Below are 14,026 nucleotides of genomic sequence, written 5' to 3' on the forward strand. Positions count from 1 at the left end.
CACTTCATTCTACCCTATTTCCAGCCAAATTACTTGTATCTGTTTCGTTTGCTGCAGACAAACTTATTTAAAAAAACTATTCGGCTTTCTCAAATGAAGTTCCGACAACATATTAATATACTGATTTTCAGCGTTTATCCGCCGGCACATAATCGCGGCGTTCCGCACCGGTATAAAGTTGGCGCGGACGGCCGATTTTCAGCGAAGGATCGCCGATCATTTCATGCCAGTGCGAAATCCAGCCCACGCTGCGCGACAGGGCAAAGATGACGGTAAACATTTCGGTCGGAATGCCCAGTGCGGACAGGACAATACCGGAGTAGAAGTCGACGTTGGGGTACAGTTTGCGCTCTACGAAGAACGGGTCTTTCAGAGCAATTTGTTCCAATTCCATCGCCAGTTTGAATTTCGGACTGTCTTCCAAGCCCAATTCTTTCAGCACTTCATAACAGGTCTCGCGCATGATGCTGGCGCGCGGATCCATGTTGCGGTACACACGGTGTCCGAAGCCCATCAGGCGGTATTTACGCTGTTTCACGCCTTCCATATATTCGGCAACACGGGACACATCACCAATTTCGTCCAACATTTTCAAGACGGCTTCGTTCGCACCGCCGTGGGACGCACCCCACAGACAGGCAATACCGGCAGCGATACAGGCAAACGGGTTCGCACCTGAAGAACCTGCCAAACGGACGGTCGAAGTCGATGCGTTTTGCTCGTGGTCGGCATGAAGGATAAAGATGCGGTCGAGCGCGCGTGCCAATACGGGATTGGGTTTGTAGTCTTCACATGGTGTAGCGAACATCATGTGCATGAAGTTTTCGGAATAAGAGAGGTTGTTTTTTGGATAATTGAACGGCAGACCGTTGGAATAACGGTAACACATTGCCGCAATCGTCGGAATTTTGGAAATCAGACGGTAAATCGCGATTTTGCGGTGTTCGGGGTTCGTGATGTCCAGGCTGTCTTGATAGAACGCAGACAATGCACCGACCACGCCGACCATCATCGCCATCGGATGCGCGTCTCGACGGAAGCCGCGGAAGAACCAAGTCAGCTGTTCATGCACCATCGTATGACGGCGGACGGTATTGTCAAATTCTGCCTTTTGCTCAGGCGTCGGCAGTTCGCCGTAAATCAGCAGGTAGCAGACTTCCAAATAATCGGATTTTTCGGCGAGTTGTTCGATGGGATAACCACGGTAATACAGCAGACCTTTGTCGCCGTCGATATAAGTGATTTTGGATTCGCAGCTTGCTGTTGAAACGAATCCAGGGTCGAATGAGAATAAGCCTGTGTTTTTCGTCAGTGCGCGGATATCGACCACGTCATGACCGATGCTCGCCTCCAATACGGGCAGTTCTAAATCCTCTTGATTGGGTACGTTGAGTTTAATTGATTTGGACATATTTATCGCTCCTTTGTAGGTTGGGGCTTTCGTTGCTGCCTATGCAGCACGGTCTTTATTTTCAGACGACCTCCGTATCCTAGAAATCCGCCGAAAGGCAGGCGGATTTCCAATACGTCAAGCTTGTCTGATTTTTTCAAGCATGGGGATAAGGTGTTCCTTGTCTGTCGCCGAATGTCCGTTGATCAGGGCAAGAAGCTCTTGATCTTGAAACTCAAGGATTTCGGAAAACTCGGACAGCTCTTTATCGCTCAAATGCTCGAATTCTTTTTCCATAAACCTGCCGAAAATCAGATCTAACTCCAATAATCCTCGGCGGGTTTGAAAACGGATTTTCCGTTTGGCAATATCGTCAAAAACCATCATTTCTTAAACGGCTCGTTTCAACATAATTTCTTTAATCTTACCGATGGCACGGGTCGGATTCAAGTGTTTAGGACATACGTCCACGCAGTTCATGATGGTATGGCAGCGGAACAGACGATACGGGTCGTTCAAATTGTCCAAACGCTCGTTGGTGATGGTATCTCGGCTGTCGGCGATGAAGCGGTAGGCGTTCAGCAAACCGGACGGACCAACGAATTTGTCGGGATTCCACCAGAACGACGGACAGGCAGTCGAACAGCAGGCGCACAAAATACATTCGTACAAACCGTCCAGCTCTTTACGCTCTTCCTGAGTTTGCAGGCGCTCTTTGTCTGCATCGATGGGATTATCATTGACGACGTAAGGTTTGATGGAGTGGTATTGCTTGAAGAACTGGGTCATGTCCACAATCAGGTCGCGGATGACAGGCAGACCGGGCAGCGGACGGATTTTGACGGGCTGTTTCAAGCCGCGTAAATCAGTCAAACATGCCAAGCCGTTTTTGCCGTTGATGTTCATACCGTCAGAACCGCAAATACCTTCGCGGCAAGAACGGCGGAAAGACAGGGTATCGTCTTGCGCTTTCAGGCGCACCAGCGCGTCCAAAAGTTTGACGTCGGTAGGTTCCAGTTCCAACTCGTAACGTTGCATATAAGGTTTGGCATCAACGTCCGGATTGTAACGGTAAATTTCAAAACTCATTTTTTCCATGAGAAGTGTTCCTTTTCTCATAAACCGCCTGATGGTTTTATGTTATGGGTTCAGGCTGTTCAGTGTGGTGGTGTATTTGATTTTCAGACGACCCCTTGTGATACGGAGGTCGTCTGAAAACGCATCAGTAAACGCGCTTGGCCGGTTTGATGTATTCCACGCTCAAAGGCTTGGTGTGTACCGGTTTGTAGGACAAGGTATTGGTATCCGAATGATACAGCGTGTGTTTCATCCAGTTTTCGTCATCGCGCTCAGGATGGTCGTCTGAAGCGTGCGCGCCGCGTGATTCTTTCCGTGCTTCAGCAGACACCAAAGTCGCTTTTGCCACTTCAATCAGGTTATCCAATTCCAAAGCTTCGATACGCGCGGTATTCCACACTTTGCTCTTGTCTTTGATTTCAGTACGTTTCACGCGCTCGGCAATCACCATGATTTCTCGAACGCCTTTGCTCAGAATCTCATCAGTACGGAACACGCCGGCGTGCAGTTGGACAGAGCGTTGCAGCTCGCGACGCAACGCATCAACGTTTTCACCATCAGTTTGATTATCCAAACGTTCGATACGTTGGCGGGTCAGCTCGCCCGCATCCGCAGGCAGAGGTTTCCAATCGCTTTGCTCTTTGATGAATTTAATCATGCTGTCGCCGGCAGCTTTACCGAATACCACCAAGTCAAGCAGGGAGTTGGTACCCAAACGGTTCGCACCGTGTACGGAAGCACAAGCGCACTCGCCCGCTGCGTACAGACCTTTCACCGGCACTTCATATTCATCGCCTTGCGGAACAACGACTTCACCATGATAGTTGGTCGGAATACCGCCCATCATGTAGTGGGTAGTCGGCACGACGGGAATCGGGTCTTTAATCGGATCGATACCGGCAAACTGAATGGAAATCTCACGGATGCCCGGCAGTTTTTCCATAATTTTTTCGGCACCGATATGGTCGATTTTCAGCAAAACATGGTCTTTGTTTTTGCCGCAACCGCGACCTTCGTAGATTTCCATCGCCATTGCGCGAGAAACCACGTCGCGCGAAGCCAAGTCTTTTACGGTCGGTGCATAGCGTTCCATAAAGCGCTCGCCGTCGGCATTCAACAGAATACCGCCCTCACCGCGCACGCCTTCGGTAATCAACACGCCTGCACCTGCCACACCGGTCGGGTGGAATTGCCAGAACTCCATGTCTTCCAACGGAATGCCTGCACGAGCGCAAATACCCAAACCGTCGCCGGTATTCATATAGGCATTGGTAGAAGACGCATAAATACGACCGCCACCGCCGGTAGCAAACATCACAGCCTTAGCATGGAAAATGTAAACTTCGCCGGTTTCCATTTCCATAGCGGTAACACCGACGACATCACCATTCTCATCACGAATCAAATCTTGCGCCGTCCATTCCACAAAGAATTGCGTATTGGCACGGACGTTTTGTTGATACAGCGTATGCAGCATCGCATGACCGGTACGGTCGGCAACCGCGCAAGCACGTTCTACCGCGCGCTTGCCGTGTTCGGCAGTATGCCCGCCAAAAGGACGCTGATAAATTTTGCCGCTTTCCACGCGGTCAAAAGGCATACCCATGTGTTCCAACTCAATCACCGCTTCAGGCGCGGCGCGACACATAAACTCAATCGCGTCTTGGTCGCCTAGCCAGTCAGAACCTTTCACGGTATCGTACATGTGCCAGTCCCAACGGTCTTCTTGCACATTACCCAGCGAAGCAGAAATACCGCCCTGCGCCGCTACAGTATGCGAACGGGTCGGGAACACTTTAGACAAAACGGCACAATTCAGACCGGATTTGGATAATTGGAGGGCTGCGCGTAAACCTGCACCACCACCGCCGACAATCACGGCATCAAACTTGCGAACAGGAAAACCCATACTTACCCCCAAATTACTTTAACTGAATACACCAAGCAGCCGACCAACCAAACGATGGTGGCAACCTGCAAAAACAAACGCACACCGAAGGGTTTGATATAGTCCATCCACAAATCGCGGATACCCACCCAAGCGTGCAAAAATACGGCGATAAAGCTGACCTGGGTGAACACTTTCACCCAAACTTGATCGAAAAATACCTGCCATGCCGAATATTCTTTAGGCAGGGTAAACAGAATCACTAAAAGTGCGACGGTATAAATCAACATGATAACCGCAGTCGCACGCTGCATCGCCCAATCGCGCAAACCGTAATGGGCACCGGTCAATTTACGCTCTACCATAACAACGCTCCCAAAACGACGGTCAACACCAAAGCGGCGGCAAACACCAATTTGGCAGTATTGCGCGCAGTATTCAGCTCAAGGCCTTTGTGTGCATCTAAAAATAAAAAACGGATACCGGCGAGAAAATGGTGCAGATAAGCCCACAACACGCCGATTAAAATCAACTTGACCAAAGGATTGGAAACGATGGCACGGTAAGTTTCAAACGCCGACTCGCGGCTCAACGTACCGGACAGGAGATACAGCAAAACGGGAAGCATTATAAATAATCCTACCCCGCTGATGCGGTGCAAGATGGAGACAATTCCCGGTATAGGCAACCGTATATTGGGAATCTCCAAAAAGACAGGACGCGGTTTGACGGACATAGCCAGTTCCTCTGTATTTTTTTATCAGCTCAAAACCAATAACTCAAATTACATCGAGTTACATAAACTATAATTTACCTGTTTTATCCGATTTTGAACAGTCTAATTTATAAACAATCTAATAAATTTTACCAAAAAACATCATAAACTGTACCAATAACAATAAACATCTCTATTAATACTTAAACCAACATTTTTTCCACTACCGCTTAATCAGTTTCGCACAATCTCACACCATCAAAATAGTATTAATATCCTGTTTCTTGTGATAAAAATATGAATTAATATCATTTACTAACGCATCCACAAGAAAAACAGCCATAACCTTATGGGATAAACGTTGCATTCAAAACAAAATTTCAACAGGCAACTTTTCAGACGACCCTCTTATTTTTCTATTACAAAACTGCAATATTTTAGTGAATATAGATTTGCGTCATACTTCATATCGATGGTGTGATTTCTACTAATGCCTTCAAAAAGACAGCGCTGCAACCATAGCGGAATGATACGGGCTTCAGACAAACAGCTGATTGACGCTATTCATAAATTAAATGACATAGCTGAAGTGCTGAAGTAGATCTCATTGCAAATAAAAGTGCGGTTAAAACGTTCAACATTTTTAACCGCACTTTTTGTTTCTAACAATTAACCTATTTAATCACACCACACGCCATGCGTGCACCGCCACCACCAAGCGGAGCAGGATGATCGGAATGATTGTCGCCACCAACGTGGATCATAATAGAATGACCACGAACTTCATTAAGGTGTTTGATGCGTGGCGCAAGAACCGGATTGGTGGCTGTACCGTCGTGTAATACGGTTAATGCAGGCAAATCGCCTAAGTGGGCATCATCTTGCCATGGGAAACCGTGTTTTTTGGTTTCTTTCGGATCCCAGTGGCCGCCGGCGCCCAAGCCTGCAGTCAGTTTACCGTCTTTTTCTTTCGGCTCACAGCTTGGGTTTTGATGAATGTGAAAGCCATGCAGTCCAGCTTCTAATCCGCTTAAGTTTGGAGTAAAGACCAAACCGTACTTGGATTCGGTAATCGTTACAGTGCCTACATCTTTATTACCATTAACCGGGTCAAGTTGTTGCACTTTCACTTTAATAGAAGCACCGGCAGGTGTCATGTGGTCATGTTTGTGTTCATGCGCATTAACCACTCCCGCAGCACAGATTGCACTGATACCAACAGCTACGAGTGTTTTAAATTTCATTTATATCTCCTTTTTATGTCAAATTTATGTCAAAGCCCCTTTGTATTCTAAACAAAATGGGGAGTAAATCGAGTATTTTTAAGATGTTATTAGCTATCAAAGCCATTTGATTTTTCTATCTTTTCCACTAATCGAAATAATATTTATTTATAATATGAAACAGCTACGATAAAGAAGTAGTCAACCATAATTTTTGCCTCGTTTAGGCAAAACTGACATTTCTTTGCCTTACTCCGTTTTATACTTTGCCCGCATTACGGCAAACCCTTCCCACTCAATTACTGTGAGGCTTGTTATGAAACATTCCGAAGAAAAACAATACACCCAGTCTTCCGATCCGGAAAACTTTATCCCCAAATTCAGAAGGCGCAATTTGGATAAAACAGGTTTCCTCAATAAACTCGCCCGTTTTGCAGGTCGGTTGGGCGAGCCCATCGTACGCCAGTTGTATGCGCTGTATTATCTTTGGGACTCCCCTCACACCCCCAGACGCGCCAAAATGATTATCGTCGGCGCATTGGTTTACTTCCTCAGCCCTATCGACAGCATTCCCGATTTGCTGGGTCCTTTGGGATTCAGCGATGACATTGCCGTCATTACTTTGGTGTACAGCCAGATGAAAACTTATCTGACGGAAGACATCAAAGAGCGAGCAAGACTGGCAACCGAGAAGCTGCTGCGTAAAACATCATAAATATCGACATCCAAAACAAAAGGTCGTCTGAAAATTTTCAGACGACCTTTTGTTTGAAATGAGAAACTTATTTCAACGGAGTCATATTCATCACTTCCATCAGGAAGTTGGTAAACGCCGGATTGGAAGGTTTGTTGCCCATATTTTTCCAGCGTTGCTGCCATCCGCGCAAAGCGTTTTGAATATACAGCTTAGATTGTTCGGTATTGATTTCGCCTCGTTGGCTGTCAACGGCAGAACGCAGATAAACCTCATATACGCTGTCATCCACGACATTGCGACCGACAAGCTGAATGCGGAACTTGTTCAGATATTGCGCAGCTTGAACTTTGGTCATTTTTCCTTGGCTGACTTGATAGCTCAAACGCGTTGCCTCGTCGCGGATTTTTGAAACATCACTCCAATGCGAAGAAGCCAAACTGAACGCTGTAGGTTTTTCAGCCTTAGTTGCTTTAACGTTAGGCTTAACATTAGTCGGACGGACAGGCACTTCTTGCAAACTTGGGACATAAATGGTCTCACAACCGGCAAGTGCCGCCAACGCAAATAAGATGGGGATATATTTTTTCATGTCTACCATTATAATCAGGATTATCCAGATAACCAAATTCTATATCAATCTGACTTTTTCTGTTGACTGAATTACAACAACTTTCGCCTTACATTCCAATCTTTACACGATATGGTGGTTTAAATCCATTTTTGCGCCACACCATGCCGCAAGACCGCAAAAAAGACCGCCGAAGCGGTCTTTTTTATCACTCATGTTCTCTCAACTCTACTATGCCAAATCGGCAAACAGAGGCGTAGAAAGATAGCGTTCGCCATAAGAAGGCAGCAGCACGACAATCAGTTTGCCTTCATTTTCAGGCTGTTTGGCAAGCTGCAGCGCGCTCCATACTGCCGCACCGGAAGAAATACCGACCAAAATACCTTCTTTTTCCGCCATCGCGCGGGCGGTTTCAAACGCCGCTTCGTTCGGAACTTGGGAAACGCTGTCATATACCTTGGTATTCAACACGGTAGGGATGAAACCGGCGCCAATACCTTGAATCGGGTGCGGACCTTTTTCACCACCGCTCAACACCGGAGAAGCTTCCGGCTCGACGGCAACGACTTTGACTTCGGGTTTGTATTTTTTCAACACTTCGCCCACGCCGGTAACCGTACCGCCCGTACCGACACCCGCCACAAAAATATCGACTTTACCGTCGGTATCGCGCCAAATTTCTTCGGCGGTCGTTTCGCGGTGGATTTGCGGGTTCGCCTCGTTATCGAATTGGCGCGGCATAAAATAAGTATCGGGATGCTCGTCCACCAAGGCTTGGGCTTTTGCAATCGCACCCGCCATACCTTCAGATGCTGGAGTCAAAATCAATTCCGCACCGAACGCACGCAACAGCATTTTGCGTTCTTTACTCATACTTTCAGGCATCGTGATTGCCAGCTTGTAGCCGCGCGCCGCGCACACCATTGCCAAACCGATACCCGTATTACCGCTGGTTGCTTCCACAATTACGGTATCTTTACCGATTTTGCCCGCTTTTTCAGCAGCTTCGACCATCGCTTCGGCAATGCGGTCTTTCACGCTGCTGCCGGGATTGAAAAATTCCAGTTTGACAGCGATTTCGGCTTTCAAACCTTCAGTCAGACGGTTTAATTTGACCAACGGGGTGTTGCCGATCAGCTCGGTGATGCTGTTTGCAATCTTCATTTTCTACTCCAGATTTTGATGTGATATGACCTGTATATTAAAGACAGGTCGTCTGAAAAACCAATATCGAATATTTCTTTCTTTATAACTTTTGGTTGTTTGGCTTGATTCGCAAAATTTTTTTCTTAATGAAGCCCGATTTCTCCGACCAAAGCTCCTGTTACCAAAACCTGCATGACCAAGGCCATCAGCCAGCCCAGTCTGAGCTGTGCTTTACTGAACACCGCCGGCGACTGCTTGGCAATGCTTCTGCGGTGCAGATAAAAAACGGTCATGATAACAAACTGCAAAATAAACCAATAAACAGGCTTGAGCGCGTACAATTTCAACAAAGCCGGCAACGTAAAAGCCAAAGAACGGCTCGGCAACATAAAATACAATATAGCGATAATCGACACAAAAGCCAAAGTCATCAACACATTGCTGACAGCAAACACACTCAAAAACGGATGCCGTAAATCCGCCTGCCAAAAATCAGTATCCGCCTGTTTTTTCCAATGAAAAGCAAAGAAAAACACACTGGCAAAAGTCAGATAAAAATGCGGGACAAACAACGGACCGACATGGGTAATCCCCCACATTCCCGGCAAAAGCTGCGATCCCAAAATCGATACACCCAGCCACAAAACGACCGAAGCCCAAAACCACTGGAACATTTCAGCGCGGAAAATCAATCCAAAAAACACCAGTCCATAAGCAACAACGGCGAGAAAATCCAAATTCGTCCAAATCATGAATACTGCAACTCGCCTTCAAAAACCGTTTGAACAGGCCCTGTCATCAAAACGTCCTCACCATGCGACCAAGTAATAAACAAATCTCCGCCCGACAGCGAAACCTTCACTGGCACACCTTCCGCCAACAGCCCCAACCGGACGCCCGCAACCACAGCCGCACAAGCCCCCGTACCGCAAGCCTGCGTTTCACCCACACCGCGCTCAAATACGCGCAGGCGGATAGATTCCCTATCGACAATCTGCATAAAGCCGACGTTGACACGTTCCGGAAACTGTTCGTGCGACTCAATGGCTTCGCCCCAATGAGCCACGGGCGCAGTCTGAACATCCTCCACCACAATCACAGCATGAGGATTGCCCATATTCACACAACTGACCTGCACCGTTTCCAAACCGACCATCACCATATGCGTCAAAGCATCATCTGCTTCGTCAGGAACCGGTACAAACGGAATTTCAGACGACGTAAAGCGCGGTTTGCCCATATTCACGGTCACCAAACCATTATCCAACAGCTTGGGAATAATCACACCCTTAGCCGTTTCCACCAAAATTTCCTTTTTATCGGTCAAACCTTTATCCGCCACAAATCGGGCAAAACAGCGCGCACCGTTGCCACACTGCTCCACCTCGCTGCCGTCCGCATTGAATATACGATAACGGAAATCCACCGCATCGGAAGAAGGCTTTTCTACTAACAGCAACTGATCGAAGCCCACCCCTCTAAAACGGTCGGACCATTCGGCAAGCGGCGCAGTCAGCGGATCAAAATCCTGCCCGATACCGTTTACCACCATAAAATCATTGCCCAAACCGTGCATTTTGGTAAATTTCAAGGTTTTCATTGTTTTTTCCAGAATCCGTTATCGATTAAATAGGGAGCGAATATCCAAATATTCTTAACCTTTTTACTTTGCAAAAAAATCCGTCTGAAGGGTCGTCTGAACAGCATTCTACACTATATATATGCTATATCGCAGATTTTCCCGACTTCATACCGCCATACGCCGATATCCTTATTATCCATACAGCCTTAATGCTTCTTTCTCCCACCTTAATCAAAGCTAACGTCCTCCACCGAATAAAAACGATATAATTCAATAAGAAAAGTCACCATATGTGGTTTTATTTTCATAACATCATTGCCCATCCGAGGCAAAACCACGCCTTTCCGTTATCGCCTGCAATCAGGTTCATACTCATAGCGAGGAAATGCCATGAAACCCTCAATCCCCCTCATCCTTCTCGCATCTGCACTCTGCGCCTGCACCGCCGGCACGCCTGGTATGTCCATCGGTTTAGGCATAGGAACCGGTATCGGACACCATGTCGGACTCGGCACTTCCGTCAACATCCCGATTACCTTAGACAAAAATAAAACCGCCCCAAACAATACAGGCGGCATTAATATTATTGACGAACAAATCGTGACTTATTTCGATACACACGGCAATCCCAGCAACAGCGCCGTCAAGGGCGGCTACTACCGTCAACTGAAAAACAAACGAGGCGATCAATATACCGTACAAGATTTTTACAGCGACAACAGTCGGAAGCGGACAGACCCCTATACCTTAAGCCGCAACCAACTGATGCAATTCCGCGCCACACCAAACAACGGCTCACTCACCACATACGCCTATAACGGCACCGTAATGCAACACCAAGAGTTCCGCAACGGAAAACTTGTCAACGTAAAATATTAGACAAAATAGCATCCTGACAGGCCAACTACGCCTGTTGCCATTTGCGCCCTACTGGTTTCAAAAACAACTATTCACAAAATAAATACTTTTAACATTCAACTATTTGTAATATTACTACGCCTCATCTGAAAAATAATATTGACACTTTTTTTTCAGACGCTATAATGCACCCCATTCCCCGATAGCTCAGTCGGTAGAGCGACGGACTGTTAATCCGCAGGTCCCTGGTTCGAGCCCAGGTCGGGGAGCCAAATTTCAAAAGCCTGAACATAATGTTCAGGCTTTTTTGTTTACCAATCCTACTTTGGCTTCTTCAGCATCCTTCTTCGGATGCTTCCCAATCCCAACATCCTTGCACCCGTGTCCCACACACACCAAACATTAATCAAAATTTATATAAATCAATAATTTAGTAAACAGATATCAAATGAAGCATACCCTGATCATTCACATAGATAAAAACATTATTTTTTCTAAATACATATATTGAAGAATTCTTCTCACATATCCAATCGCACTTTTCAGCAAAATTTATCCAGTTATCAATACTCGAGAATTCTGAAAACAAATCATTTAAAACTACAGATTTGGCATTTGTGTTCTCAAAATTTATCTGCATACCTATTATTTTTTTATTTTCTAACGAGAGCATTATATTTTCATAATTATCTAAAAATATTTTTGATTTTTTAGAAGTTCTCATAGGGTTTAATACAAAACCTTTGATTTCTTGGCAAATATCTTCTTGATCATCCCCTACATAAAGATTACCAATCCTTCCGCTTTCAACAATATCACTAATTAAATACGGTCCACATCGATTCATCACTACTTCCTCACACACAAATTTGGTCTAAAATCCACTAAAACTTTTTAATCGACAACCTTATCTATATCGATATCAGAAATTTTCCATTCTTCTAATAAACCCAGGTCGTCTGAAATTTTTCAGACGACCTTTTTACTTTTTTATAGTGGATTAAATTTAAATCAGGACAAGGCGACGAAGCCGCAGACAGTACAGATAGTACGGAACCGATTCACTTGGTGCTTCAGCACCTTAGAGAATCGTTCTCTTTGAGCTAAGGCGAGGCAACGCCGTACTGGTTTAAAGTTAATCCACTATATTTCAACCAGCCGCCGCCCAATGCCTTATACAGCGACACCAGCATCTGCGCCCTTGCCAGCCGCGCCGCAATCAGGTTTTCCTGCATTTGGCCTTCGGTGATATGGGCTTTGAGGGCGACATCCAGCGTTTTGTAGCCGTTGCGAAACATTTTTTCCGTATCGGCAGCATGGCGTGCCGCCTGATTATGGGCGGTTTGCAGCAACTCGGTTTGACGGCTTAGCGATTCCACGCCTTGATATGCGCTGTCAACTTCGCCCAGCGCGGTCAGGAGCCGTTTGTCGTATTCCAGCAATGCCGTCTGAAGGCGCGCATCGGCAGCTTTGATATTGGCTTTGATGCGGCCGTTGGTAAACAGCGGCGTCTGTATGCCCACCGACAGCAAACTTGCCCAGCCGGTCAGCGAACGGTCGCCGTCCACACCGATACGTCCGCCCTGCCCCATAAAGCTGATGGTGAAGCGTGGCAGTAAATCGGCTTTGGCACTGGCGAATTTGGCGGCATAGGCATTGACTTGCGCCGCCTGCGCGCGCAGGTCGGGGCGGCGTTCCAGCAAGCCTTGCGGTGTCTGCCCGCTTGGTGCGGAGGGTTGGCGCGCCAACGCATCGACAGACGATTCGGGCAGCGTAAACGTCTGCGGCACGTTACCGGTCAAAACGGCGATACTGCGCACATAAGCGGCGTATTCCGCCCCTATCGTGGCGCGTTTGGCTTCCGCTGCGGTCAGTTGCACTTTCGCCTCGTTCACTTCATAACCGCTGACATGTCCCGCCTTAAAACGCCCTTCGATGTAGCGCACCATCCGCCGCAAGGTGGCAACGGTTTGGTTGGCGGTTTTCAGACGACCTTGAGCCGCACGCGCTTTGAAATAATTGTCGGCAATATCGCCCGCCACCAGCATTTGTGCGCCGTACGCCAGCTCTTGTTGTCCGAGTGCAGCATAACGTGCGGCATCGGCATCGCTGCGTTTCTTGCCGAAAATATCCGGCTCCCACGAAGCGGTCAGTCCGCCGTATAGGCTGGTGCCTTGAGAATCGATGGTATCGCCGTTTAAAGACGAGGCCTGCGGATAACGCGAGAGCAACGCTCTGGCATTGCTGTTGAGCGGATTATCCATTTTGCTGTCATTCGCCCCCACCTTGCCGCTCAGGCCGACGGTCGGCCCCAAATCGGCACGCGCAGCCCCCGCGACGGCACGGGCTTCGTTCAGACGGCTGACGGCGATTTTCACATCATGCCCCTGCGCCAAACCCTGCGCGATTAATCCGCTTAACACCGGATCGTTCCACTGCTGCCACCACGCCCCGATGTCCGCATTGCCCTTCGCCGCCGCATCCTGCGTAAATGTTTCGGGCAACTCAACCTGACTGTTTAACGGAACTTCAGTATTTTTGCAGGCAGCAAGCGCCAAGACTGCGGCAATACACAATAAATGGATTTGATTGAATTTCATCGTATTTTCCTTTTTGAAAAGGTTTTAGCGTTCCGTGTTGGCGAAATTTGCTTCGCTCGTTTTCAGTGTACGCAGCCTCTTGACGTGGCAACCTTTCAGACGACCTTTCAGAAGATTTTTTTGCGAAACCTAGGAACCTGAATGTAAGCCTGCGGCTTACTGCCCTCTCCCTAACCCTCTCCCACGGGGAGAGGGGACAAATTGGTTGAAAATCCAAAAATGAGGCATTAGATTTTCTTTCGAAAAATATGGGTATCAAAAAAGCCTTGAGAATTGGTGGCT

At 47.3% G+C, this 14,026-nt stretch carries 15 protein-coding genes and 1 tRNA gene; 3 read left to right on the forward strand and 13 right to left on the reverse strand.

Annotation, left to right across the window (positions count from 1 at the left end; all coding sequences use genetic code 11):
* Positions 1-127: 127 nt before the first annotated feature.
* The 7 genes from gltA to sodC all read right to left on the reverse strand — a co-directional run bounded on the left by gltA (position 128) and on the right by sodC (position 6,314).
* Positions 128-1,411 (reverse strand): citrate synthase, encoded by a 1,284-nt coding sequence (gene gltA, locus HMPREF1028_RS06610; protein ID WP_009312046.1) that lies wholly within the window; start codon positions 1,409-1,411, stop codon positions 128-130.
* 117 nt (positions 1,412-1,528) lie between these two features.
* Complete coding sequence (locus HMPREF1028_RS06615) at positions 1,529-1,777, reverse strand: succinate dehydrogenase assembly factor 2 (RefSeq protein ID WP_003755557.1); 249 nt, start codon at positions 1,775-1,777, stop codon at positions 1,529-1,531.
* A gap of 3 nt (positions 1,778-1,780) precedes the next feature.
* On the reverse strand, positions 1,781-2,488 hold the full coding sequence (locus tag HMPREF1028_RS06620; protein ID WP_002241462.1) for a succinate dehydrogenase iron-sulfur subunit: 708 nt from the start codon (positions 2,486-2,488) through the stop codon (positions 1,781-1,783).
* A gap of 124 nt (positions 2,489-2,612) precedes the next feature.
* Positions 2,613-4,376, reverse strand: a complete 1,764-nt coding sequence (gene sdhA, locus HMPREF1028_RS06625) for a succinate dehydrogenase flavoprotein subunit (RefSeq protein WP_009312047.1) — start codon at positions 4,374-4,376, stop codon at positions 2,613-2,615.
* A gap of 2 nt (positions 4,377-4,378) precedes the next feature.
* Positions 4,379-4,720, reverse strand: coding sequence for a succinate dehydrogenase, hydrophobic membrane anchor protein (sdhD, locus tag HMPREF1028_RS06630; RefSeq protein ID WP_009312048.1), 342 nt, complete (start codon positions 4,718-4,720; stop codon positions 4,379-4,381).
* Positions 4,714-5,091, reverse strand: coding sequence for a succinate dehydrogenase, cytochrome b556 subunit (sdhC, locus tag HMPREF1028_RS06635; RefSeq protein WP_003779309.1), 378 nt, complete (start codon positions 5,089-5,091; stop codon positions 4,714-4,716). The genes sdhD and sdhC overlap by 7 nt, the downstream gene beginning before the upstream one ends.
* Positions 5,092-5,744: 653 nt before the next feature.
* Positions 5,745-6,314 (reverse strand): superoxide dismutase family protein, encoded by a 570-nt coding sequence (gene sodC, locus HMPREF1028_RS06640; protein ID WP_009312049.1) that lies wholly within the window; start codon positions 6,312-6,314, stop codon positions 5,745-5,747.
* A 295-nt stretch (positions 6,315-6,609) separates the two neighbouring features.
* Between sodC and HMPREF1028_RS06645 the strand changes: the two genes are divergently transcribed.
* Complete coding sequence (locus tag HMPREF1028_RS06645) at positions 6,610-7,008, forward strand: YkvA family protein (RefSeq protein WP_003755567.1); 399 nt, start codon at positions 6,610-6,612, stop codon at positions 7,006-7,008.
* Positions 7,009-7,075: 67 nt separating this feature from the next.
* Here the strand turns inward: HMPREF1028_RS06645 and HMPREF1028_RS06650 are convergent, their stop codons facing one another.
* The 4 genes from HMPREF1028_RS06650 to dapF form a co-directional block, all read right to left on the reverse strand.
* Positions 7,076-7,588 carry a lipoprotein gene (locus HMPREF1028_RS06650; RefSeq protein WP_009312050.1) on the reverse strand — a complete coding sequence of 171 codons (513 nt, stop codon included), beginning with the start codon at positions 7,586-7,588 and terminating at the stop codon, positions 7,076-7,078.
* Positions 7,589-7,789: 201 nt separating this feature from the next.
* Positions 7,790-8,722 carry a cysteine synthase A gene (cysK, locus tag HMPREF1028_RS06655; protein ID WP_003755570.1) on the reverse strand — a complete coding sequence of 311 codons (933 nt, stop codon included), beginning with the start codon at positions 8,720-8,722 and terminating at the stop codon, positions 7,790-7,792.
* A gap of 125 nt (positions 8,723-8,847) precedes the next feature.
* Entirely contained in the window at positions 8,848-9,456 is a 609-nt protein-coding gene (locus HMPREF1028_RS06660; protein WP_009312051.1) for a hypothetical protein, read from the reverse strand.
* Positions 9,453-10,304, reverse strand: a complete 852-nt coding sequence (dapF, locus tag HMPREF1028_RS06665) for a diaminopimelate epimerase (RefSeq protein ID WP_009312052.1) — start codon at positions 10,302-10,304, stop codon at positions 9,453-9,455. The genes HMPREF1028_RS06660 and dapF overlap by 4 nt, the downstream gene beginning before the upstream one ends.
* Before the next feature lie 372 nt (positions 10,305-10,676).
* Here dapF and HMPREF1028_RS06670 point away from each other — a divergent pair, with 372 nt between their 5' ends.
* Positions 10,677-11,165: a hypothetical protein gene (locus HMPREF1028_RS06670; RefSeq protein WP_009312053.1), complete on the forward strand. Its 489-nt coding sequence runs from the start codon at positions 10,677-10,679 to the stop codon at positions 11,163-11,165.
* Positions 11,166-11,340: 175 nt separating this feature from the next.
* A tRNA-Asn gene (locus HMPREF1028_RS06675) sits at positions 11,341-11,416 on the forward strand.
* A 158-nt stretch (positions 11,417-11,574) separates the two neighbouring features.
* Here HMPREF1028_RS06675 and HMPREF1028_RS06680 read toward each other — a convergent pair.
* Both HMPREF1028_RS06680 and HMPREF1028_RS06685 read right to left on the reverse strand, forming a co-directional pair.
* A complete protein-coding gene (locus HMPREF1028_RS06680) occupies positions 11,575-11,991 on the reverse strand; it encodes a hypothetical protein (protein WP_036529304.1) in 417 nt (138 codons plus the stop codon).
* Between the two features lie 256 nt (positions 11,992-12,247).
* Positions 12,248-13,744, reverse strand: coding sequence for a TolC family protein (locus HMPREF1028_RS06685; protein ID WP_009312055.1), 1,497 nt, complete (start codon positions 13,742-13,744; stop codon positions 12,248-12,250).
* Between the last annotated feature and the right edge of the window lie 282 nt (positions 13,745-14,026).

The sequence above is a fragment of the Neisseria sp. GT4A_CT1 genome, assembly GCF_000227275.1.
Taxonomy (GTDB): Bacteria; Pseudomonadota; Gammaproteobacteria; order Burkholderiales; family Neisseriaceae; genus Neisseria.

Coding starts and splice junctions, on each gene's coding strand:
- HMPREF1028_RS06685 (WP_009312055.1), bottom strand. CDS start 13,744: ATGAAATTCAATCAAATCCATTTATTGTGTATTGCCGCAGTCTTGGCG.
- HMPREF1028_RS06670 (WP_009312053.1), top strand. CDS start 10,677: ATGAAACCCTCAATCCCCCTCATCCTTCTCGCATCTGCACTCTGCGCC.
- HMPREF1028_RS06660 (WP_009312051.1), bottom strand. CDS start 9,456: ATGATTTGGACGAATTTGGATTTTCTCGCCGTTGTTGCTTATGGACTG.
- dapF (WP_009312052.1), bottom strand. CDS start 10,304: ATGAAAACCTTGAAATTTACCAAAATGCACGGTTTGGGCAATGATTTT.
- HMPREF1028_RS06645 (WP_003755567.1), top strand. CDS start 6,610: ATGAAACATTCCGAAGAAAAACAATACACCCAGTCTTCCGATCCGGAA.
- HMPREF1028_RS06650 (WP_009312050.1), bottom strand. CDS start 7,588: ATGGTAGACATGAAAAAATATATCCCCATCTTATTTGCGTTGGCGGCA.
- sdhA (WP_009312047.1), bottom strand. CDS start 4,376: ATGGGTTTTCCTGTTCGCAAGTTTGATGCCGTGATTGTCGGCGGTGGT.
- sdhC (WP_003779309.1), bottom strand. CDS start 5,091: ATGTCCGTCAAACCGCGTCCTGTCTTTTTGGAGATTCCCAATATACGG.
- cysK (WP_003755570.1), bottom strand. CDS start 8,722: ATGAAGATTGCAAACAGCATCACCGAGCTGATCGGCAACACCCCGTTG.
- gltA (WP_009312046.1), bottom strand. CDS start 1,411: ATGTCCAAATCAATTAAACTCAACGTACCCAATCAAGAGGATTTAGAA.
- sdhD (WP_009312048.1), bottom strand. CDS start 4,720: ATGGTAGAGCGTAAATTGACCGGTGCCCATTACGGTTTGCGCGATTGG.
- HMPREF1028_RS06615 (WP_003755557.1), bottom strand. CDS start 1,777: ATGATGGTTTTTGACGATATTGCCAAACGGAAAATCCGTTTTCAAACC.
- HMPREF1028_RS06680 (WP_036529304.1), bottom strand. CDS start 11,991: ATGAATCGATGTGGACCGTATTTAATTAGTGATATTGTTGAAAGCGGA.
- HMPREF1028_RS06620 (WP_002241462.1), bottom strand. CDS start 2,488: ATGGAAAAAATGAGTTTTGAAATTTACCGTTACAATCCGGACGTTGAT.
- sodC (WP_009312049.1), bottom strand. CDS start 6,314: ATGAAATTTAAAACACTCGTAGCTGTTGGTATCAGTGCAATCTGTGCT.